The organism is Streptomyces sp. WAC04114 (assembly GCF_019733245.1).
GTDB classification, from domain to species: domain Bacteria; phylum Actinomycetota; class Actinomycetes; order Streptomycetales; family Streptomycetaceae; genus Streptomyces; species Streptomyces massasporeus_A.
On sequence record NZ_JAIGQA010000100.1, the window covers coordinates 1 to 21,586 of the forward strand.

17 protein-coding genes and 1 pseudogene are annotated in these 21,586 nt (G+C 73.0%); 6 read left to right on the top strand and 12 right to left on the bottom strand.

The window, feature by feature from the left end:
- Both K4G64_RS23775 and K4G64_RS23780 read right to left on the bottom strand, forming a co-directional pair.
- Window positions 1–1,350, bottom strand: a pseudogene (locus tag K4G64_RS23775) (lyase); the annotation flags it as partial.
- A 235-nt stretch (window positions 1,351–1,585) separates the two neighbouring features.
- A complete protein-coding gene (locus tag K4G64_RS23780) occupies window positions 1,586–2,443 on the bottom strand; it encodes an SDR family oxidoreductase (protein ID WP_221758047.1) in 858 nt (285 codons plus the stop codon).
- Between the two features lie 435 nt (window positions 2,444–2,878).
- Here K4G64_RS23780 and K4G64_RS23785 point away from each other — a divergent pair, with 435 nt between their 5' ends.
- The gene (locus tag K4G64_RS23785) at window positions 2,879–3,484 is read left to right on the top strand and encodes a YceI family protein (protein ID WP_221758048.1); all 606 of its coding nucleotides are present in this window, start codon (window positions 2,879–2,881) and stop codon (window positions 3,482–3,484) included.
- A gap of 218 nt (window positions 3,485–3,702) precedes the next feature.
- Window positions 3,703–4,488 carry a trypsin-like serine protease gene (locus K4G64_RS23790; RefSeq protein ID WP_221758049.1) on the top strand — a complete coding sequence of 262 codons (786 nt, stop codon included), beginning with the start codon at window positions 3,703–3,705 and terminating at the stop codon, window positions 4,486–4,488.
- Between the two features lie 77 nt (window positions 4,489–4,565).
- Here K4G64_RS23790 and K4G64_RS23795 read toward each other — a convergent pair whose 3' ends face one another.
- On the bottom strand, window positions 4,566–5,147 hold the full coding sequence (locus tag K4G64_RS23795; protein WP_221758050.1) for a YdeI family protein: 582 nt from the start codon (window positions 5,145–5,147) through the stop codon (window positions 4,566–4,568).
- Between the two features lie 39 nt (window positions 5,148–5,186).
- Window positions 5,187–5,771: a TetR/AcrR family transcriptional regulator gene (locus K4G64_RS23800; protein WP_260460876.1), complete on the bottom strand. Its 585-nt coding sequence runs from the start codon at window positions 5,769–5,771 to the stop codon at window positions 5,187–5,189.
- A 71-nt stretch (window positions 5,772–5,842) separates the two neighbouring features.
- Between K4G64_RS23800 and K4G64_RS23805 the strand changes: the two genes are divergently transcribed.
- Both K4G64_RS23805 and K4G64_RS23810 read left to right on the top strand, forming a co-directional pair.
- Complete coding sequence (locus K4G64_RS23805) at window positions 5,843–6,781, top strand: DMT family transporter (RefSeq protein ID WP_221758051.1); 939 nt, start codon at window positions 5,843–5,845, stop codon at window positions 6,779–6,781.
- A 167-nt stretch (window positions 6,782–6,948) separates the two neighbouring features.
- A complete protein-coding gene (locus tag K4G64_RS23810) occupies window positions 6,949–8,127 on the top strand; it encodes a Cmx/CmrA family chloramphenicol efflux MFS transporter (RefSeq protein ID WP_221758052.1) in 1,179 nt (392 codons plus the stop codon).
- Between the two features lie 135 nt (window positions 8,128–8,262).
- On the opposite strand, the gene K4G64_RS23815 is transcribed toward K4G64_RS23810, so the two are convergent.
- Window positions 8,263–9,612 (bottom strand): hypothetical protein, encoded by a 1,350-nt coding sequence (locus K4G64_RS23815; protein ID WP_221758053.1) that lies wholly within the window; start codon window positions 9,610–9,612, stop codon window positions 8,263–8,265.
- 153 nt (window positions 9,613–9,765) lie between these two features.
- Between K4G64_RS23815 and K4G64_RS23820 the strand changes: the two genes are divergently transcribed.
- Complete coding sequence (locus tag K4G64_RS23820) at window positions 9,766–10,425, top strand: SLATT domain-containing protein (RefSeq protein WP_221758054.1); 660 nt, start codon at window positions 9,766–9,768, stop codon at window positions 10,423–10,425.
- Window positions 10,426–10,591: 166 nt separating this feature from the next.
- Here the strand turns inward: K4G64_RS23820 and cimA are convergent, their stop codons facing one another.
- The 6 genes from cimA to ureA all read right to left on the bottom strand — a co-directional run bounded on the left by cimA (window position 10,592) and on the right by ureA (window position 17,974).
- Entirely contained in the window at window positions 10,592–12,196 is a 1,605-nt protein-coding gene (cimA, locus tag K4G64_RS23825; protein ID WP_221758055.1) for a citramalate synthase, read from the bottom strand.
- Between the two features lie 301 nt (window positions 12,197–12,497).
- The gene (locus K4G64_RS23830) at window positions 12,498–13,745 is read right to left on the bottom strand and encodes a hypothetical protein (protein WP_221758056.1); all 1,248 of its coding nucleotides are present in this window, start codon (window positions 13,743–13,745) and stop codon (window positions 12,498–12,500) included.
- A gap of 157 nt (window positions 13,746–13,902) precedes the next feature.
- Window positions 13,903–14,502, bottom strand: a complete 600-nt coding sequence (locus tag K4G64_RS23835) for a TetR/AcrR family transcriptional regulator (RefSeq protein ID WP_221758057.1) — start codon at window positions 14,500–14,502, stop codon at window positions 13,903–13,905.
- An 8-nt stretch (window positions 14,503–14,510) separates the two neighbouring features.
- On the bottom strand, window positions 14,511–15,548 hold the full coding sequence (locus K4G64_RS23840) for an agmatine/peptidylarginine deiminase (RefSeq protein ID WP_221758058.1): 1,038 nt from the start codon (window positions 15,546–15,548) through the stop codon (window positions 14,511–14,513).
- Between the two features lie 9 nt (window positions 15,549–15,557).
- Window positions 15,558–17,270: an urease subunit alpha gene (locus K4G64_RS23845; protein WP_221758059.1), complete on the bottom strand. Its 1,713-nt coding sequence runs from the start codon at window positions 17,268–17,270 to the stop codon at window positions 15,558–15,560.
- Window positions 17,267–17,974: an urease subunit gamma gene (ureA, locus tag K4G64_RS23850; protein ID WP_221758060.1), complete on the bottom strand. Its 708-nt coding sequence runs from the start codon at window positions 17,972–17,974 to the stop codon at window positions 17,267–17,269. The genes K4G64_RS23845 and ureA overlap by 4 nt, the downstream gene beginning before the upstream one ends.
- Before the next feature lie 115 nt (window positions 17,975–18,089).
- On the opposite strand from ureA, the gene K4G64_RS23855 reads away from it, so the two are divergent.
- On the top strand, window positions 18,090–19,538 hold the full coding sequence (locus K4G64_RS23855) for a cytosine permease (protein ID WP_260460877.1): 1,449 nt from the start codon (window positions 18,090–18,092) through the stop codon (window positions 19,536–19,538).
- Between the two features lie 948 nt (window positions 19,539–20,486).
- Here the strand turns inward: K4G64_RS23855 and K4G64_RS23860 are convergent.
- The gene (locus K4G64_RS23860) at window positions 20,487–21,575 is read right to left on the bottom strand and encodes a branched-chain amino acid aminotransferase (protein ID WP_221758061.1); all 1,089 of its coding nucleotides are present in this window, start codon (window positions 21,573–21,575) and stop codon (window positions 20,487–20,489) included.
- Between the last annotated feature and the right edge of the window lie 11 nt (window positions 21,576–21,586).

Consider the following 21,586-nt stretch of genomic DNA (forward strand, 5'->3'; position numbering starts at 1 on the left):
GCGGTCGCTGGCCATGGCGATGTTCACGGTGAAGCCGGGGCCGCGGTGGACGGCGCGGTCCATGGCGGCGAAGAGGTGGTGCCCGGTGGGTTCGGGTGCGGCCGGGGCGGGTGAGGCGGCGATGGCGTGCAGCCGGACCAGGTCGGCGACGCCGAACTGGGGTGCCGTCAGGATCGGGCGTACGGTGTCGCGTTCGATCCAGCCCTTGACGCGGGCGTGCCAGCGCTCGCGTTCCGCGGGGCTCGCGCCGGCCGCGAGCAGGGCGATCGCGGCGATGAGCTGCCCGCCGTGGTAGTGGTCGCTGCGCAGGACCCCGCGATCGTCGGTGCTGAGGTAACCGCGGCTGATGGCCCGGCCGTTGACGCTGTCCATGACGAGTCCGTCGTGGATGAGCGGGGCGTAGGCACGCTCCACGCTGTCGAGGACGATCTGCCGGTTCGGGTCGGTGACCTCCCAGTCCGATCCGGCCAGCAGGACGAAGAGCCGGCCGAGGCCGTCGAGCATGACCTGACCGTAGGTACCCGAGTAGGCGACCCAGGTGTGCTGGACGAAGGAGCCGTCGGCGTAGAGGCCGTCGCCGCGGGTGACGTACGGGAAGACCGGGGAGAGGGCCTCCCGGGCGAGGGCGATCTTGGCGGGGTCGCGGCCGAGGATGCCGCGCAGGGCCACGGAACGGCACAGGTCGACGCGGTTGGCGCCGGTGGAGGTGCCGCTGTAGTCGCCGAGGGCCGAGTCGGGGACGAAGTGGTCGACCGCGGCGCAGGCGGCACGGACGCGGGCCTCCCCCAGTTCCTCGTACAGGGCGGCCGTGATGTCGGTGAGCAGGCGGGGGCTGCCGATCTGCCACTCCCACCAGTTGCCGTAGCGGGTGGTGGAGGGGTTGTAGACGGTGGCGGAGAGGTGGTCGAGACCGCGCAGGATGCCGGCCAGGAGGGCGGGGTCGGCGGTGGAGCCGGTGCCCTGCTGGACGTAGGCCCGGGTCATGGTCCACAGTTGGCCGTAGCTGAGGGTGATACCGGCCGGCGGGTCGAAGGGGTGCCCGGGCCAGAGGGAGTCCGCCGCCGGGGCCATGCTCGCGCGCAGGTCCCGGGCGAGCGCGCCGGTCTCGGCGAGCCGGGCGGCGTAGGGCTCGGCCGTGGGGTCGTAGCCGGTGCCGAGGGAGATGCCGAGCCAGCGGCGGCGGAGGGTGTCGTACGGATCGCCCGACGCGCCACCGCCCCGGCCCACCGGTGCCGCGCCACCGGTCGCCGCGAGGGCGGCGGCCGCCAGCATCAGCGCACGACGGCTGGGCCGGAGCGGGGCGGCTGCCCCGGCCGCGCGACGTGGGAAGAGGCGACGCTGGGGAGTCATGCCCATGCCCTACCACGGGGAGGGGCTCACCTGAACGGTGGATTCGGCCGGAGTGACCGGAACGGGGGAATGGCCGGACCAGCCAGAGGATGCGGCAACGCCCGGAGAGGCCACAGCCGGAGCCGGAGCCGATCGAGAGGGCCCGCCCCGCACGGCCGGAGTGAGCCACTCCGACCAGGCGCGCCCCGAACCAGGCCCGGCCGGAGTCACCCCGACAGGCACGGACGGGCCCGGTTCACCCGAAGCGGTTCAGCAGGCGGCGGTACAGGCCCGGCGCGAGGCCGCGGACCCGGCCCGGGACGGTCAGCCAGGTCGGGACGTAGGCCTCGTCGCGGTTCTGCCGGACGGCGTCCCAGATCGTGCCGGCGACGCAGCCGGGCGAGAGGAGGCCGGTTCGGGTGCCGTCGTAGGGCCTGCCGCGGCGGGTGTGGAAGGCCGTGTCGACGGCGCCGGGCACGACGAGGGTCACGCCCACGCCCGTGCCGCGCAGTTCCTGGCGCAGCGCCTCGGCGAAGGCGGCCAGTCCGGCCTTGGCGGCGGAGTACACCGCCTCCTCCCGCAGACCCACGCAGCCCGCGACCGCGCCGAGCAGCACCACGCGCCCCCGCCCGGCCGCGATCATGGTCGGCAGCACCTCGCGCACGAGGTGGAGCGTGGCGTTGAGGTCCAGGGTCAGGACACGGTCGATGTCGGTGTGCGGCATGGCGGTGAAGGGGCCCGTCCAGCCCATGCCCGCCCCGGCGACCAGGACGTCGACCCGGCCGGTGGTGTGCAGCGCGGACTGGACGAGCAGGCGCGGGCCGCCCGGGGCGGCGAGGTCGGCGGGCAGCACGACGGCCGAGGTGCCGGACGCCGTCTGCTCCAGGCGGTTCCGGTCGCGTCCGTTCAGCAGCAACTGCCAGCCGTCCATCGCGAAACGCCGTGCCGTGGCCGCCCCGATGCCCGAGGACGCGCCGGTGACCAGGGCCACGCGCCGGTCGAGCCGCCGCGGCGGCCCGTACTGGTTCACCCGGGCGGGGACGGGGGCCGTGGCGCGGCGCGGGGTGGGGTCCGCCGGTGGGTCGTGGGCCGAGCCGGAGCCGGTGAGTGTCACGAGTCGCTCTCCCCTGCGCTGTGCGTCCGCCGTGGTCTCGTCTGTCTCCTGTCTCCATACGCTCACTGGAAACGGAACCCCGTCTCGCCGGACCCCGCCACCGCACGGATGGCCGCCGGGGTCCCGCCTGGCCGCCCCGGCGGGCCATGACCCGTAGGGCCGCCCGCGTCCGGGGCCACCGCGCACCTCCCCCGTCAGAACCACCCGCGCGGGCCGCGCGATTGCTCCAATCGGGGGTACGCGAACGGGTGCGGGAGGGGCGAGGGGAGGCCCGGGAGCGGTCCGGGAGCGGTCCGGGAGCGGTCCGGGAGGAGTGCGACGGGTCTGTCAGGGAAACACTTGCCGAAGATGTTGAACATTGAACGGAATAGGTCTACGGTGGGTCGCGTTGGAGTAGTTAAAGATTCAACATCACACCCAGGAGGCGTAACCCCCATGAGCATCTTCAGCCGCAGCGACACCCAGACCGCCGCCGCCACCGGTGCCGCCGTGAGCCCCGAGCTGGCCGCCCTGACCGGCGACTACACGATCGACCCCGCGCACTCGACGATCGGTTTCGTCGCCCGGCACGCGATGGTCACCAACGTCAAGGGCAGCTTCCAGGACTTCACCGGCACGCTCCACCTCGACGGCACCGACCCGTCGCGGTCGACGGCCTCGCTGGACGTCGTGATGGACAGCATCGAGACGGGCAACGCCGACCGTGACGGCCACCTGAAGAGCGCGGACTTCTTCAAGGCGGACGAGTTCCCGGCCATGACGTTCCGCTCCACCAAGGCGGAGGCGCTCGGCGGTGACGACTACCGGATCACCGGTGAGCTGACGATCCTCGGCACCACCCGCACGCTCGCCATCGACCTCGAGTTCAACGGCGCCGCGAAGGACCCCTTCGGCAACGAGCGCGTCGGCTTCGAGGGCAAGGCGGAGATCCTGCGCTCCGAGTGGGGCCTGACCTGGAACGCCGCGCTGGAGACCGGCGGCGTCCTCGTCTCCGACAAGATCAAGCTCAACTTCGACATCTCGGCCATCAGGAACGCGTGAGCCCCGCGGGACCGGCCCGGTGACATCACCCCGGGCCGGCCTGGCCGGTTCCCGCCCCTTGTGCGAAGTCTCTCGGCGTTCCCATAATCCAGCAGCAGTATTTTGACCAGTCCATGCCAGCACATGGACATTCTTTTTGCCCACGCTGCTGTCATGCGCTCGTCAATCTGATGCTTCGGTTGCACCTCCCCAGTCAACCCCCCACGGAAGGCATCACGTTGAAGAGACTCCTCACGGCCCTCAAGAGATGCGCGGCCCTCGGCGCCGCCGCGCTCGCGATCGCCAGCCTTCAGCCCGTCTCCGCCGCACAGGCCGCCCCCTCGCCCGTCGTCGGCGGGACCCGGGCCGCGCAGGGCGAGTTCCCGTTCATGGTCCGGCTCTCCATGGGCTGCGGCGGCGCGCTCTACACCCAGCAGATCGTGCTCACGGCCGCGCACTGCGTGGGCCGTTCCGGCAGCAACACGAGCATCACCGCGACCGCGGGGGTCGTCGACCTCCAGTCCACCAGCGGCCGGGTCCAGGTCCGTTCCACCAAGGTGCTGCGCGCCCCCGGCTACAACGGCACCGGCAAGGACTGGGCGCTCATCAAGCTCGCCCAGCCCATCAACCTGCCGACCCTGAAGATCGCCACCACCGCGCAGTACAACACCGGTGACTTCACCGTCGCCGGATGGGGCGCGAACCGTGAGGGCGGCTCCCAGCAGCGCTACCTCCTGAAGGCGACCGTGCCGTTCGTCAGCGACGCCGCGTGCAAGGCCTACGGCGGTCTCTACAGCGATCTCGTCGCGAACGAGGAGATCTGCGCCGGCTTCGACGCGGGCGGGGTCGACACCTGCCAGGGCGACTCCGGCGGCCCGATGTTCCGCAAGGACAACGCCGGCGCCTGGATCCAGGTCGGCATCGTCAGCTGGGGCGAGGGCTGCGCCCGTCCCGAGGCCCCCGGCGTCTACACGGAGGTCTCCACGTTCGCCTCCGCCATCGCGTCGGCGGCGTCGACCCTCTGATCCACCGGCTTCAGGGCCCGGCACCGAGGGGTGCCGGGCCCGTTCTTCGAAGGTGCGACGGTCTCCGCCCGACGGAGTCAGCGGGTGTCCGGCTCCGTCGACTCCAGCTTCGCCACCGCCGCCGCCACCTGCGCGGCCCTGCTTCCCGCCGTCCGGGCGCGGAGGACGCCGAGCATCGCCAGGTACCGGTCCGTGCGGCCCAGCGCCTCGAATGCGGCGGCGGCGCGGGGGCTCCGGTTCAGCGCCGCCACCAGGTCCGCCGGGACCTCGGCCTCCTTCTGCGACGCGTACGCCGCCTCCCAGCGGCCGTCCGCCCGCGCGGCCGACACCTCCGCGAGCCCGCCGGGCCGCATCCGTCCGGCGGCGGTCAGCTCCTCGATCCGCCGGACGTTCACCATGGACCACAGGCTGCCGGGGCGCCGTGGGGTGATCCGCTGGAGGTAGTACGACGCGTCGAGTCCCTTGCGCTGCCCGGTGATCCACCCGTGGCACAGCGCCACGTCGTTGACATCGGCGGCACTGACGGACGGGATGCCCGAACCCTTCTTCGCGACCCTGACCCAGAGGCCGGGGTGGGGCGCCGGGTGGGCCGTCAGCCAGGAGTCCAAATCGGCCGCGGTGCCGAAGGGGAGGGAGTCGGTGCCGTCGGAAGTGGTCATGGCGTCACCGTAGGGCGGGAGTAGGTCAGTCACCGTCCGCTATGACAGCAGGGCGCGGGCCTGTTCGCGGGCCCCGGCGATGGCGTCCGGGAAGACGCCCAGGCCGTGGGCGACCAGGGCGCCCTCGTGCAGGAGCATCAGCGTCCGGGCCGTCGAGTCGGCCGTCTCGGGTGCGATCTCCGCGGCGAGAGACGTGAACAGGGCGAGCATCCACTGTTTCTGGCCGGTGATGATCGGGTGCGCCGGATGGGCGGGGTCACTGATCTCCGCGTGGGCGTTGACCATGCTGCACCCCCTGGAGCCGAACTCCTCCGCCCATACGCGCGAGGCGTCGAACACCGCCAGGACACGCTCACCCGGGGCCGGTCCCGCCGCGTCGAGGCGCTCGGCGAGGAAGGCCCGCCAGCGTTCGTCGCGGGCCGCGAGGTACTCCACGACGATCTGCTCCTTGGAGCCGAACCGGTCGTAGAGCGTCTTCTTCGTGACCCCGGCCTCGGCGGCGATGAGGTCGACGCCGACGGCGTGGATGCCGCGCTCGTAGAAGAGCCGGGTGGCGGCGGCCAGGACGCGGCGGGCGGCGGGCGTCATCGTGATCCGGCGCGGGTTCGGCGCGGTGGTACCCATGACACCGACTATACCGATCTGTATAGTGACGGCGGAACGGGTAAACCGATCTGTCTACTGGTTGTGATGTCGTGAACATCCTCCTGTCCCTCACCTTCGTCCTGTGCTGGAGTTCGGGCTTCGTCGGGGCCAAGCTCGGCGCCGGCAGCGCGTCCGCGCTCACGGTCCTGATGTGGCGGTTCCTGCCGACGGCCGTCGTCCTCGTCGCGGTCGCCGTCGTCATGCGTTCGGCCTGGCGCGGACTCACCGCCCGGGACCTCGCCCGGCAGACCGTGGTCGGTGTGCTGTCGCAGAGCGGCTATCTGCTCAGCGTCTACCACGCCATCCAGCTCGGCGTCTCCAGCGGTACGACGGCCCTCATCGACGGGGTTCAGCCCCTGGTCGCCGGGGCCCTCGCGGGGCCGCTGCTCGGGCAGTACGTCTCGGGCCGGCAGTGGCTCGGTCTGGGCCTCGGGCTGAGCGGTGTCGCCGTGGTCACGCTGGCCGACGCGGCGGCGGGCGGCGACGTGGCCTGGTGGGCCTACGCCGTCCCGCTGCTCGGCATGCTGTCCCTGGTCGCGGCGACGTTCCTGGAGAGCCGGTCCCGCTCGCGGGTCGCCCCGTCGGTGTCGCTGACCGTCCACTGCGTCACCAGCGCGGTCCTCTTCTCGCTGCTGGCCCTCGGCACCGGTACGGCCGCACCGCCCGCGCGGGGGAGTTTCTGGGGGGCGGTCGCCTGGCTCGTGGGGCTGTCCACGTTCGGCGGGTACGGGCTCTACTGGCTCATCCTCAAGCGCTCCGGCGTCACCGAGGTCAACACGCTGATGTTCCTGATGGCCCCGGTCACCGCCGTCTGGGGCGCGTTGATGTTCGGCGAGCCGTTCGGTGTGCAGACCGCTCTCGGGCTGACCGTCTGCCTCGTGGCGGTCGTCGTCGTCCACCGCGGGGGCGGCCGGAGGGGCACGAGCCTGACCGCGGCCCGCTCGGAGCCGGTGGAAAACCGGTGGACCCGGTCCCCCGGCTCCGCCTAGCGTGCGGTCCATGTCCGGCCCCGAGGCGTCCAGAGTGTGGCCACCGGCTCTCCGGTGGCTGTTCGTGACGCCGATGCCGGGCCGCTGAGGCCGCCCGCTCCGCTCCGCTGCCGGTTTGCCGTCCGACCTGTCGTGTCCGACGTCGACTTCCGGTGCGGAGTTCCTTCATGCCGTTCGCTCTCCTTCTGCTGGGCCTTGCCGTGTTCGCGCAAGGCACGTCCGAGTTCATGCTGTCCGGGCTGGTGCCGGACATCGCGCGGGATCTGGGGGTGTCCGTCCCCGCGGCGGGTGCCCTGACCTCGGCCTTCGCGGCCGGGATGGTCGTGGGGGCGCCGCTCGTGGCGGGGCTCGCGCGGCGCTGGCCCCGGCGGGGCGCGCTGCTGGCGTTCCTCGTCGTCTTCCTCGCCGTCCACGTCGTCGGCGCGCTCACCGGCAGCTTCGCCGTTCTGCTCGCCACGCGGGTGGTGGGGGCGTTCGCCAACGCCGGGTTCCTCGCGGTCGCCCTGGTCGCCGCCGTGGGCATGGTCCCGGGCGACGCGAAGGGGCGGGCGACGTCCACGCTGCTGGGCGGAGTGACGCTGGCGTGTGTGGCCGGGGTGCCGGCCGGTGCCCTGCTGGGCGAACTGTGGGGCTGGCGTGCGGCGTTCTGGGCCGTGGCGCTGGTGTCGCTGCCCGCGCTGGTCGCCGTGGCGCGGTCCGTGCCGGGCGGTGCGGCCGGGGGCCCGCCGCCCGCGCTGCGCGGTGAACTGCGGTCGCTGCGCGATCCCCGGCTGCTCGTCACCCTTGTGCTGGGCGCCCTCGTGAACGGCGCCACGTTCTGCACCTTCACGTATCTCGCTCCGCTGGTCACCGCGGTGTCCGGGCTGGGTGACTCCTGGGTCCCGGGGGTCCTGGCCCTGTTCGGCGCGGGGGCGTTCACCGGGGTCACCGTCGCCGGGCGTTTCGCCGACCGGCGTCCCGGGCAGGTGCTCGCCGGCGGAGGCCTGACGCTGGGCGCGGGCTGGTGCGCCCTGGCCCTCGGCGCCGGACACCCCGTCCTGGCCCTCACGCTCGTCTTCGCCCAGGGCGCCCTGTCCTTCGGCGTCGGCTCCACACTGATCGCCCGGGCGCTGTACGCGGCACAGGACGCACCGACGTTGGCCGGAGGCTTCGCGACGGCCGCGTTCAACGTGGGCGCGGCGGTGGGCCCTTGGGCCGGAGGCGCGGCGATCGACGCGGGCTTCGGATACCGGGCGCCGGCATGGGTCAGCGCGGTCCTGGTGGCCCTGGCGTTCGCGGTCGCCGGGACGACGGGGTGGCGGGTGCGGGAGCGGTCGGTGCGGCGGGATGCGGCGCTACGACGCTGAGTCCGAGGGCCGTGGAGGCGGGGCCGGGCCTGATCAGGCCTGGCCGAGCCACGAGCGCGGTCAGGCTGGGGCGGGTCCGGCCGGGGCCTGATGTGCACGGGACGTGGGGTATGTCCGGCCAGGCTCGAACCGGGGTCAGAACCCTCCCCCGAAGTCCCCGCCGCCGCCGAAGTCGCCTCCGCCGAAGCCTCCTCCGAAGTCGCCGCCGAAGTCGCCGGAGTTGAAGTCCGCGCCGGAGACGTCGCCGCCCTCGTAGCCGCCGAAGTCGCCGTAGCCGGAGCCGTAGTCGGCCGCGTAGGCGGGGGTGGCCATCATGCTGCCGAGCATGGTGCCGACGAGGAGGCCGGGCAGGAGGCCGCCGCCGAAGTAGCCGCCGGCCCAGGGGCCGTACGCCGGCCCGGCCTCCCAGTAGGGGCGACGGCCGTAGTCGGTGTCGACCTCGCGGATCGCCGGGTCGCGGCCCTCGGCCAGGCGCCTGTGGTCGGCCGCGCAGACGGGGACCTCACGGGCGGCGCCGCCCGGGGGCGTCCAGGTGGCGTCGGCGACCGAGGGGCCGTGGCGCGGGTCGAAGAAGCAGGGCGGGCGGCGCTCCGGCAGGGCTCCGCCCTCGCGGCGGGCGTCGAGCCGGGCCAGGGAGAACCGGCCGTCCTCCACGGCCTGGGTGACGGCCCGGACGTCCTCCGGTTTCGTCGCGGCCGCCATCAGGGACTTGGCCTGGTCGTAGGAGTCCAGGGCACGCTCGTAGTCGGCGCGCATCGCGTCGTCGGCGCCGGGTTCCGAGGGATGGAAGTCGAGCCGGTCGAGTTCCTCGCCGAACGCGGTGATGTCCTCGTCGACGACCACCCGCAGCTTCTCCAGCGCGGCCCGCTGCTCCTCCTCGTGGCGGCGCCGGTTGCGGCGGACCAGGGCGTACGCGCCCGCGCCGCCGGCCGCGACCAGGGCGCCGATCGTGATCAGGCCGCCGACCGGCACGTCGGTGCCCGAGCCGTCGCTCCAGCTGCTCGGCGCCGAGCCGCCCACGTTGCGCAGGGCGCCGTCGACGAAGTCGTTCAGCTGGGCCTTGGGGTCGCCCGCGTCCTGCACGGACGTGACCAGGTTGGACACCGCCTGCCGGCTCATCACGGAGCTGTCGGCGCGGGCGTCGAACCGGTCGCCGAGCCGGATGCCGTACAGCCCGGTGATGCCGGTCTCGGTGCGGAGGTTCCGGAAGAGGTCCTGCGTCGGGTATCCGGCCGGGAGGACGGCCACGAAGACGGGCTTGTCGGCGTCCTTGATCTTGTCGGCGAGCGCCTCCGCGTCCGACGCGGCGAGTTGCCCGGAGGCGGCCGGATCGACGTAGACGGGGTTGCCCCGCAGCTGCCGGGCGACCTCGGAGAGATCCGTGGCCGCGTGCGCGCCCGGCGCACCGGCCAGCAGCACCGCCAGTACGGCGGCGAACGGCACGATCAGCAGACGTACGACGGTACGCACCAGTGCGGCCCTCATATGTTCGAATCTACCCGAAACGCCACATAAAGGGCTATCCGCAGGGTTGTCCGCGGAGGCAGGGATGTGTTGCCGCGGCTGCGCCTAGGATGCCTCTGGCCATCCAGGACGGGCGGGAGCAGGGGCATGTTCGGACGACGTAGAGCTGCGGACATGAAGGTGTCCGAACTGACCGAGCTGGACCGGTCGCGCACGCGGGCCGACCTGCTGTGGGAGCTGTTCCGGCACGCCGAGGCGGAGGTGACGTCGGCGATCGGCTGGTACCTGGCACGGCGCCGGGGACCGTCGCTGTGGTCGCGTTCGCTGCGGGCGCTCGCCACGCTGCTGGGCATCGTCGGCACGATCACGCCGCTGGTGCACGCGGCCTCGCCCACGGCCGTGCAGCCCGAGTGGGGTTTCGTGTTCCTGGCCGGCGGGGCGGGGTGCGTGCTCTTCGACCGGATCTTCGGGTTCTCGGCGTCCTGGACCCGCTACATCCGTGCCGAGATGGCACTGCAGCAGATCCTCAAGAAGGCGCAGTCCGACTGGGCGCAGGCGTTCCTGAGGACCACCGACTCCCCCAGCGACAAGGAGCAGGCCGCCCTGCTCGGGGTGATCGAGCGGCTGCGGAGCGACGCGCAGCGGATCATCGAGGACGAGGGCGCGGCGTGGGTCGGCTACCTGGCCGACGGCGTCGAGGAGCTGACCCGCTCCACCAGCACCGCCACCGGCCAGCGCTCCCACACCGCGGGCCTGTTCCGTCTGGACCGGAGCCCCGGGCGGGACCGGGGCGGCGAGGTCCCGGTGCCGCGGTCGCGGGACTCGGCGATGTGACACCCGCCCCGGGGCCGCGGCTCCCGGGACACGGTCGTGTGACGCCACCTCGTGTGGCACCACGCCGGGGGCCGCGGCCCGGCCGGACCCGGGGCCACTCCGCCGCCGGACCCCGGGGGCTGATCCGCCGCCGGACCCCCGGGCTACTCCGCCGCCGAACCCGTGGTTACTCCGCCGGAGCGACCCCCGCGCGCAGCAGCCCATAGGTGTACGCGTCCTCCAGGGCCTGCCAGCTCGCGGCGATGACGTTGTCGGCGACGCCGACCGTCGACCACTCGCCCGTGCCGTCGGACGTGGAGATCAGCACGCGGGTCGTGGAGTTGGTGCCGTGCTTGCCCTCCAGGATGCGGACCTTGTAGTCCACCAGCTCCAGCTTGGCGAGCTGGGGGTAGATCTTCTCCAGGCCCACGCGCAGGGAGCGGTCCAGGGCGTGGACCGGGCCGTTGCCCTCGGCCGTGGCGACGATGCGCTCGCCCTTGGCCCACAGCTTGACCGTGGCCTCGTTGGCATGGGAGCCGTCGGGCCGGTCCTCGACGATGGCGCGCCAGGACTCGACCTCGAAGTAGCGCAGCGGCCCGCCCTGGACCTCGGCGCGCAGCAGGAGTTCGAAGCTCGCGTCGGCCGCCTCGTAGGTGTAGCCCTTGAGCTCGCGCTCCTTCACCCGCTCGACCACCCGGCCGACCAGTTCGCGGTCGCCGCCGAGGTCGACGCCGAGCTCCTTGCCCTTGAGCTCGATGGAAGCGCGTCCGGCCATGTCGGAGACCAGCATCCGCATGGTGTTGCCGACCAGCTCGGGGTCGATGTGCTGGTAGAGGTCCGGGTCGACCTTGATCGCGGAGGCGTGCAGTCCGGCCTTGTGGGCGAAGGCGGAGAGCCCGACGTAGGGCTGGTGCGTGGAGGGGGTGAGGTTGACGACCTCGGCGATGGCGTGGGAGATGCGGGTCATCTCGCGCAGGTGCCCCTCGGGCAGGACCCGCTTGCCGTACTTGAGCTCCAGGGCCGCCACGACCGGGAACAGGTTGGCGTTTCCCACGCGTTCGCCGTAGCCGTTGGCCGTGCACTGCACGTGGGTCGCGCCGGCGTCGACGGCGGCCAGGGTGTTGGCGACCGCGCAGCCCGTGTCGTCCTGGGCGTGGATGCCGAGCCGGGCGCCGGTGTCGGCGAGGACCGTGGAGACGACGGCCTGGATCTGGGCCGGGAGCATGCCGCCGTTGGTGTCGCACAGGACGACGACGTCCGCGCCGGCCTCCGACGCCGTGCGGACGACCGCCTTGGCGTACTCCGGGTTGGCGCGGTAGCCGTCGAAGAAGTGCTCGCAGTCGATGAAGACGCGGCGGCCCTGCTCCTTGAGGTAGGAGACCGTGTCGCCGACCATCGCCAGGTTCTCGTCCAGGGTGGTGCGCAGCGCGAGCTCGACGTGGCGGTCGTGCGACTTGGCGACCAGGGTGATGACCGGTGCGCCGGACTCCAGGAGCGCTCTGACCTGGGGGTCCTGGTCGGCAGTGGTTCCGGCGCGGCGGGTGGAGCCGAACGCGACGAGCTGGGCGTGCCGGAAGTCGATCTCCTGCTGGGCGCGGGCGAAGAACTCGGTGTCCCGGGGGTTGGCGCCCGGCCAGCCGCCCTCGATGAAGCCCACGCCGAAGTCGTCCAGGTGCCGTGCGATGGCGAGCTTGTCGGCGACGGTGAGGTTGATGCCCTCCCGCTGGGCGCCGTCGCGCAGGGTGGTGTCGAAGACGTGGAACGAATCGTCGAGCTCGCTGGTTTCGGTCATGGTCTCAAGGCTCCTGAGGATGGGATCTCGGTCGTACCGGAATGACCGGCTCCACCGCCCTCACATACTCCCTCGCGCTCTCGCCTCCGGCTGTGGGTGGGCCAGAAATGCGAAAAACCTCTCGCGGGTGCGAGAGGTCTGCGCGCGGGTCGAGGACGACGGTGTCCGCCCGTACCTGGTCGTACGTGGCGGTCACTGCGGACCGGCGCGCCTGCTGCCAATAATCATGGCGAACGAGAGCACGAGGGCAGTCTGGCACAACCCCCGCGCTCCGCTCACCGCCGTCTCAGGATGCGGTCGGTCACCTCAGGTGACGGACATAGACGTGCGCGGTGTCGTAGGTGTCGCCGGGCACGAGATCGGGTGAGGCACTGCCGAAGGCGATCGTGCGGCCGCCCTGGTCGATCACCGGGGCGGACACACTCTGGTCGTTCGGTCCGCCCTCGGCGTCGGGGCTGGCGAGGACCGTGCGGCCGGTGCGCAGGTCCCGGACATACGCGCGATGGGTGAAATCGGTGTCGCCGGGGTCGGCCGACACGAAGGTCAGGTGCCGATGGTCGGCGCTCAGCCGCGGATGGGCGGTGAAGGCGGCCGGGTCGGCGGCGTCGATCCGGCGCAGCCCACCCGTCTTGAGGTCGCGGATGAAGACGTTGTGGCCCTGATTGGTGTCGCCCGGGGTCAGCCGCGAGTCGAGCGAGTTGAAGACCACGTACCGGCCGTCCGCGCTGACCTGCGGGAACTCGGTCTGCCCGTCGGACTTGCGGCCGTCCGGGGCGAGGTCGGCCTGGATCAGCTCGCCGCTCGGGACGTCCCGCACCCAGGCGTCGCTCCAGTCGCCCGAGGCGGGGTGCGGGACGAAGAACCGGTAGCCGACGCGCTTGCCGTCGGCGCTGATGGACGGGTGGGTGGCGGCGGTCTTGCGGTCGCCGGCGGCGGGCACCTGGCTGATCCGGACGGCCTTGCCGCTGGTGCGGTCGACGCGGTAGACGCGGCCCCAGCGGTCGTCGCCCTCCGTGTAGCGCGACCGCTCGGCGACGAAGGCGACGTAGCGGCCGTCGGCGCTGATGGCGGGCTGCCGGGCGGTGTCGTAGCCGGAAGCGACGGTGTCCTCGACGCGCTGCAGGGCGCCGGTGGTGAGGTCCTCGACCCAGATGTGGCTCAGGCCGTCGTCCGCGCCGGTGGCGCCGAAGGCCAGGTACCGGCCGTTGCCGCTCAGGGCGACGGTGTCGACGGAGCCGTCCACCGAACGGCCGGCCATCCTGGTCGTGCCGGTCCTCAGATCGCGGACGAAGGCGTCGGCGGCGCCGTCGGTGTCGCCGGCGACGAGGTTGTCGGCGCTGGAGACGAAGGCCAGACGGCGGCCGTCGGCGCTCAGGCTCGGCCCGCCGGAGGGGGCGTTGCCGTCGGTGCCGTCCGGGGCCACGCTCGCCTTCTCGGTCCGCGGCGCGGCTGCGGGCGCCGCCGTCGCGGGCAGCGCGGCGACGGTGCCGAGCGCGACGGCCAGGGCCACGCCGAGCGCGCCGGACGTGACCCTCCTGGTGCTGGTCATGTGCTGTTCCCCCTGTTGTTCCCGGGGCCCCGGGGCCTGAGCCCCTGATTCCCCGTGGACGCTTCTCCCCCGGCCCCGCGCCGAGGGCTGCTCAGAGCCAACATCACGACAGGCCAGAGGGTCAATCCGTCATATTGAGTACAACCCGGGCGTACGTTCAGGCGTCCGCGAGGAGGCTGTCGGCGAGGAACTCGCGCACGTGGCGCAGGATCTGCGCCCGGTCGGTGCCGCGCAGGCCGATCGCCACATGGATGGAGAAGCCGTCCAGCAGAGCGCGCAGGCGGGCGGCGAAGCGGTCCGGGTCGACGCGGCGGAACTCCGCGCGCGAGATGCCCTCGGCGAGCAGCGCGACCAGGTCGCGGTGCCAGGCGCCCTCGATGGCGGCCTGCCGGTCGCGGGCCTCGGCGTCGGCGTTCTGCGAGCGGTTCCATACCTCCAGCCACAGCGTCCAGTGCGGGTCGCGGTGGCCGTCGGGGACGTACAGGTCGACAAACGCGTCGAGGCGCTCGCGGGCGGGCGCGGTCCGGGTCAGCAGCCGGCCCCGCTCGGCGCCGAGGCGGCCCTCGCTCCACTCCAGGGTGCGCAGCAGGAGTTCGTCCTTGGAGCCGAAGTAGTAGAGCAGATGGCCACTGCTCATGCCGACCTCGCGGCCGAGCGCGGCCATGGTGAGCTTCTCCAGGCCGCGCTCGGCGATCATCTCCATGGCCGCGGCGAGGACGTCTTCGCGGGGCGGGGCCTGCCGTCGCCCACCGGCCATGTGCGCTCCTAGATCTTCGGTTGCTGCTGGGTGATGCAGTGGATGCCGCCACCGCCCGCGAAGATCGTACGGGCGTCCACCAGGGTCACGGTGCGCTCGGGGAACAGGCGGCGGAAGATGCCGGCGGCGATCTCGTCGCGCGGGTCGTCGAAGCCGCACAGGACCACGCCGCCGTTGCAGAGGTAGTGGTTGATGTAGGAGTAGTCGGCCCAGTGGCCGTCGGCCTCCAGGACGGTCGGGGCGGGAACCTCGACGACCTCCAGGCGCCGCCCCCGCGCGTCCGTCTGGGAGCCGAGCAGGCCGATGACCTCCCGGCTCACCTGGTGGTCGGGGTGGGCGGGGTCGGGCTGGGAGTGCGCGACGACGACGCCCGGGCGGGCGAAGGCCGCGACGATGTCGACGTGGCCGAGGGTGCCGAAGCCGTGGGGAGGGTAGTCGCCGGTCAGGCCGCGCGGAAGCCATATGGCCTTGCGGGTGCCGAGCTGGGCGTGGATCTCGGCCTCGACCTGCTCGCGGGACCAGTCAGGGTTGCGCTCCGGGCCGAGCTGGACGGTCTCGGTCAGCAGGACCGTGCCCTCGCCGTCGACATGGATCGCCCCGCCCTCGTTGACGAGCTTCGAGGCGTACGTCCGCGCCCCGGCGAGGCCGGCGACGTGTGCGGCGACCTTCGCGTCGTGCTCCCAGCGGGCCCACTCCTGCGCGCCCCAGCCGTTGAACGTCCAGTCGACGGCGCCCAGATGGCCCTTCCCGTCGATCAGGAAGGTGGGGCCGATGTCGCGCATCCAGGCGTCGTCGAGGTCCCGCTCGACCGTGTCGACGCCGTCGCCCAGCAGGGCACGCGCCTGGCCCGACTGCCCCGGCCCGCACACCACCGTCACCGGTTCGAAGCGGCGTACGGCCCGGGCGACCGCGGCCCAGGCGACCCGGGCGGCGGCCAGCTCACCGGGGTCGTCGAAGGTCTCGTTCGGGCCCGGCCAGGCCATCCAGGTCCGCTCGTGCGGAACCCACTCGGCGGGCATGCGGAAGCCGTCGGCGGCTGCGGGCATCGTTGATCCTCAGAGGAAGTAGAGACGGTTGAGGGAGACGGACTCGGCGGGTTCGGAGCGCAGCGGCTCGCCGTCGAGGGTGACGAGACCGGTGCGCTGATCGACGTCGACCGCTCCGGTACGGGAGTTGAGGCGCAGGTCGGCCGGGCCGATGCCGCGGGTGCCGCGCACGGCGACCCTGCGGCGCCGGGTCGGCATGGTGTCGTGCCCCTGGTCGAGCGCGGCCTGCGCGACGAACGCCACCGATATCTCGGCCGGTGTCGCCCCGTGTGCGCCGAACTGCGGCCCGAGGACGAGGGGTTCGCAGGTGTCGGTCGCCGCGCCCGGGTCGCCCACCACGCCGTACGCCGGGAAGCCTGCCTTCAGCACCAGCTGCGGTTTGGCACCGAAGTACTCGGGCCGCCACAGCACGATGTCGGCGAGCTTGCCGGTCTCGATGGACCCGACCTCGTGGGAAAGCCCGTGTGCGAGGGCCGGGTTGATGGTCAGCTTGGCCATGTAGCGCAGGACGCGCTCGTTGTCGTGCTCGTCGTCGGGGGCGCCGGACTCGGCCTTCATCTTCCCGGCCATCGCGAACGTACGGCGGACCGTCTCGCCCGCGCGCCCCATGCCCTGCGCGTCCGACGAGGTGATGCCGATGGCGCCCAGGTCGTGCAGGACGTCCTCGGCACCCATGGTTCCGGCCCGGATGCGGTCGCGGGCCATGGCGGCGTCGCCGGGCAGGTCGGTCTTGAGGTCGTGGACGGAGACGATCATGCCGTAGTGCTCGGCGACGGCGTCCCGGCCGAAGGGCAGGGTCGGGTTGGTCGAGGAGCCGATGACGTTCGGTACGCCCGCCATCTTCAGGACGTTGGGGACGTGCCCGCCGCCGCAGCCCTCGATGTGGAAGGCGTGGATGGTCCGGCCCTCCAGCACGCGCAGGGTGTCCTCCACCGACAGGCACTCGTTCAGCCCGTCACTGTGCAGGGCGACCTGGACGTCGTGCTCCTCGGCGACGCGCAGGGCGGTGTCCAGGGCGCGGGTGTGGGCGCCCATGTCCTCGTGCACCTTGAAGCCGGAGGCGCCGCCCTCGGCGAGGGCCTCGATCAGGGGCGCCTCGTGCGAGGACGAACCGCGGCCGAGGAAGCCGATGTTGACCGGCCAGGCGTCGAAGGCGCCGAACGCGTGCCGCAGCGCCCAGGGCGAGTTGACGCCCACGCCCCACACCGGCCCGAACTCCTGCCCGATGACCGTGGTGACGCCGGAGGCGAGCGAGGCCTCCATGATGCGCGGCGACAGCAGGTGCACGTGGGTGTCGACGGCCCCGGCGGTGGCGATGAGGCCCTCCCCGGAGACGATCGAGGTGCCCGTGCCGACGACGACGTCGACCCCGTCGAGGGTGTCGGGGTTGCCGGCCCGCCCGATCGAGCAGATCCGGCCCTCGCGGATGCCGATGGACACCTTCCGGACGCCCTGCACGGCGTCGATCACCACGACGTTGCTGACCACGACGTCACAGGTCTCCCGGACCGCCGCCGCCTTCAGGTGCAGCCCGTCCCGGGCGGTCTTGCCGAACCCGGCGAGGAACTCGTCGCCCCGGCGCTGGGAGTCGGACTCGACCTTGACGACCAGACCCGAGTCACCGAGCCGGATGCGGTCGCCGGCGCGCGGGCCGTGCGTGGCGGCGTACTCGTACGGGGTGAGGCGGCGTGCCTCGGCGGGGTGGCCTCCTGGGCGGCTCATCGCTCGACCTCCTGATCGGCTGCTGTTTCCGGCACGCCGAGGTAGCCGCAGGCTGCGGCCCGCTTCAGGGCCTCCTCCTTGGCGCCCGGCGCGTCCAGCGGCCCGTCGACGAGCCCGGCGAACCCGATGGCGGTCCGCTCGCCCCCGATCGGCACCAGGCCGACCTCGGCGCTCTCCCCCGGCCCGAACCGGACGGACGATCCCGCGGGCACGGCGAGCCGCATGCCGTAGGCCCGGCCGCGGTCGAAGTCGAGCCGCGGGTTGGCCTCGAAGAAGTGGAAGTGGGAGGTCACCGAGACCGGCACGGTCGCGGTGTTGGTGACCGTGAGCCGCTCGGCCGGCTCGGGCTCGGCATCCTGCGGCCCGGGCAGCAGCGCGCCCGGCGCGTCCGGCCCCGAACCGCCTCCGATGGGGTCGGAGACGACCGCCAGCCGCGAGCCGTCGTCGAAGACGGCCTCGACGTGCACCTCGGTGACGACGTCGGCGACGCCGGGCAGCACGTCGTCGGGCCCGAGGACGGACCGGGCGGCCTCGACGGCCTGAGCGAGCCGCCTGCCGTCCCGGGCGGCCTCGCACACCGTGTCGGCGATGAGCGCGGTCGCCTCGGGGACGTTGAGCCTCAGTCCCCTGGCCCGGCGGGCGCGGGCGAGCTCGGCGGCGCCGAAGAGCAGCAGCCGGTCGCGTTCGGTCGGGGTCAGCCGCATGTCACTCCCTCCATTTAGAGCATCACTCTAAACATGAAATTCCCTCGCCCGAAAGGTTGACGGTGAGGCAACCCGCACATCACATTGAACGTCGCTCTAACCAAGGGAGACCAGCATGCCGATCGAACAGCGCGGAGTCGACACCATCCCCGAGGAGGAACGCACCAGCGGACCGCGCGACCTCGTGTCGATCCTGCTCGGCTCCAACCTCTGCCTGGGCGTGATCGTCTTCGGCTGGCTGCCGCCGTCCTTCGGCCTGGACTGGTGGTCCTCGGTCAGCGCGGTGCTCGCGGGCACGGTGGTGGGCGTGCTGTTCACGGCCCCGCTGGCACTGGTCTCGCTGCGCACCGGCACCAATCTGTCGACCTCCTCCGGCGCCCAGTTCGGGGTCCGCGGGCGGCTGATCGGCTCGGTGGTCGGGCTGCTGCTGGCCCTCGGCTACACCGCGCTGACCGTGTGGATCGGCGGGGACGTGATGGTCAGCGTCCTGGGCCGGCTGGCCGGGCTGCCACAGGGCGGGGTGTCCTACGGCATCGTCTACGGGCTGCTCGCCGCGGCCACCGTCGCCGGTGCGGTGTACGGCTACCGGGTGCTGCTCGCGATGTCCCGGGTGCTGGCGTTCGGCATGACGGCCCTGCTGGCCGTGGGGGTGATCGCGTACGCGCCCGCCTTCACCACCGCCGCGCTCCCGGAGGCCGGTGGCTATCTGCTGGGCGGCTACTGGCCGACCTGGCTGCTCGCGGCCGTGGCCGCCGGGCTGTCCGGGCCGGTCGCGTTCATCACGCTCCTCGGCGACTACACCCGCTACATCTCCCCGGCCCGCCACTCCTCCCGCCGGGTGCTGCACGCGACCTGGCTGGGGCTGCTGCTGGGCCTGCTGGTGCCGCAGCTCTTCGGCACGTTCACGGCGTACGCGGCCGGGGCGGCCCTCGACTACGCGGGCCCGCTGGTCGACGCGGCCCCGTCCTGGTACCTCGTCCCGCTGCTCCTGGCGGCCTCGGCCGGCTCGGTCGGCAACGCGGGGCTGATGCTGTACTCGATGGGCCTCGACCTGGACGCGATCCTGCCGCGCGCGTCCCGGGCGAGGGCGACGTGCACGGTCGCCGTCCCGGCCACGGCCGCGGTCTTCGCCGGGCACTACTACTCGACCGCGCAGGACGCGATGACGTCCTTTGTCCTGCTCCTGACCGCCATCGGCACGCCGTGGGCGGTCATCACCCTCATCGGCTTCGCCCGCTGCGGCGGGGTCTACGACGCGGACGCCCTCCAGGTCTTCAACCGCCGTGCCCGGGGCGGCGTCTACTGGTACCGCTCCGGCTGGAACGTCCCGGCGGCCCTCTCCTGGGCGGCGGGAGCGACGGTGGGCGTCCTGGCGGTGTCCCTGCCGTCGTACGAGGGTCCCCTGCTGGCCCTGACCGGCGGCGTGGACTGCAGTTTCCTGCTGTCGGGGTTGGTGGGAGGGGTGGCCTACGCGCTGACGACCCCGGGCTCTCCCGCGGACTGGCCCGGGGCCGAAGAGACGACGCCCTCCCCACACCCGATGGATTCACACCCGGCTTCTTGACGGCCCGGAGTGGACACGGGCAGGAGCCCGGCTTACCGCCGACCGGCGCCGACGCGGGCAGGAGCCCGACTTCCCGCCGACCGGCGCCGACGCGGGCAAGAGCTCGACTCCTTGGCCTACCGACTCGCCACGACCGGCGGACGGGCTTCCTGCCCGACCGACTCGCCGCGACCGGCGGACCGGCTCCGTGCCCGACCGGCCTCGACGCGACCGCGGACCGGCTCCGTGCCCGACCGGCCTCGACGCGACCGCGGACCGGCTCCGTGCCCGACCGGCCTCGACGCGACCGCGGACCGGCTCCGTGCCCGACCGGCCTCGACGCGACCGCGGACCGGCTCCGTGCCCGACCGGCCTCGACGCGACCGCGGACCGGCTCCGTGCCCGACCGGCCTCGACGCGACCGCGGACCGGCTCCGTGCCCGACCGGCCTCGACGCGACCGCGGACCGGCTCCGTGCCCGACCGGCCTCGACGCGACCGCGGACCGGCTCCGTGCCCGACCGGCCTCGACGCGACCGCGGACCGGCTCCGTGCCCGACCGGCCTCGACGCGACCGCGGACCGGCTCCGTGCCCGACCGGCCTCGACGCGACCGCGGACCGGCTCCGTGCCCGACCGGCCTCGACGCGACCGCGGACCGGCTCCGTGCCCGACCGGCCTCGACGCGACCGCGGACCGGCTCCGTGCCCGACCGGCCTCGACGCGGCTCAGAGCCCACCTGCCTGGCCGGCCGATTCGACGCGGCCAACGGACCGGCTCCTTGCCCGACCGACCTCGACCCGGCCGACTGCCCGCCTCCTTGTCCGACCGATTCGACGCGGGCAAGAGCCCGGCTTCCTGCCCGACCGATTCCACGCAGGCTAGAGCCCAGCTGCCTGTCCGACCGATTCGGGTGGTGGGTGGGCATAGGCCGGGGGTCCGGGGGCGGAGCCCCCGGGGGCCAGAGGTGCTCAGCCCAGGCGGTGCATCCAACCGTGGGTGTCCGAGGCCGTACCCCGCTGAATATCGAGCAGCGCGCGACGCAGCCGCAGCGTGACCTCGCCCGGCTCTCCCCCGCTCTGCTTCCACTCCACCCCGGCCCGCTTCACCGTACCGACCGGAGTGATCACCGCGGCCGTACCGCAGGCGAAGACCTCCGTCAGCGACCCGTTCTCCGAGTCCCGCTGCCACTGGTCGACCGAGACCCGGCCCTCCTCGGCCTCGTACCCGAGGTCACGGGCGACGGCGAGCAGGGAGTCGCGCGTGACGCCCTCCAGGATCGAACCGGTCAGCGACGGCGTGACGATCTTGTCGCCGTACACGAAGTACAGGTTCATGCCGCCCAGCTCCTCGACCCACGTGTGCTCCACGGCGTCGAGGTAGCAGACCTGGTCGCAGCCCTTCGTCGCGGCCTCGGCCTGCGCGAGCAGGGACGCCGCGTAGTTGCCGCCGGTCTTCGCGTCGCCCATGCCGCCGGGGACGGCACGGACCCGGTCCTCGGAGACCCAGATCGACACCGGCTTCACACCGCCGGGGAAGTACGCCCCGGCCGGGGAGGCGATCACCAGGAACAGGTACTCGTTGGCGGGCTTCACACCCAGCCCGACCTCGGTGGCGATCATGAACGGGCGCAAGTAGAGGGACTCCTCGCCGCCGTGCGCCGGCACCCACGCCTTGTCCTGCTTCACCAGCGCGTCGCACGCCTCGATGAACGTCTCGACCGGCAGCTCGGGCATCGCGAGCCGGCGGGCGGAGCGCTGGAAGCGCTCGGCGTTCTTCTCGGGGCGGAAGGTGGCGACCGACCCGTCGGGCTGGCGGTAGGCCTTCAGGCCCTCGAAGATCTCCTGCGCGTAGTGCAGGACCGTGGTGGCGGGGTCGAGGGAGATCGGCGCGTACGGCACGAGCTGGCCGTCGTGCCAGCCGCGGCCTTCCGTCCACTTGATCGTCACCATGTGGTCGGTGAAGTGGCGGCCGAACCCGGGGTTGGCCAGGATCCCCTCGCGTTCCGCGTCGGAGAGCGGGTGGGCGGAGGGCTTGAGCTCGATCGTGGGCGTCGTCATGGGTTGATGTC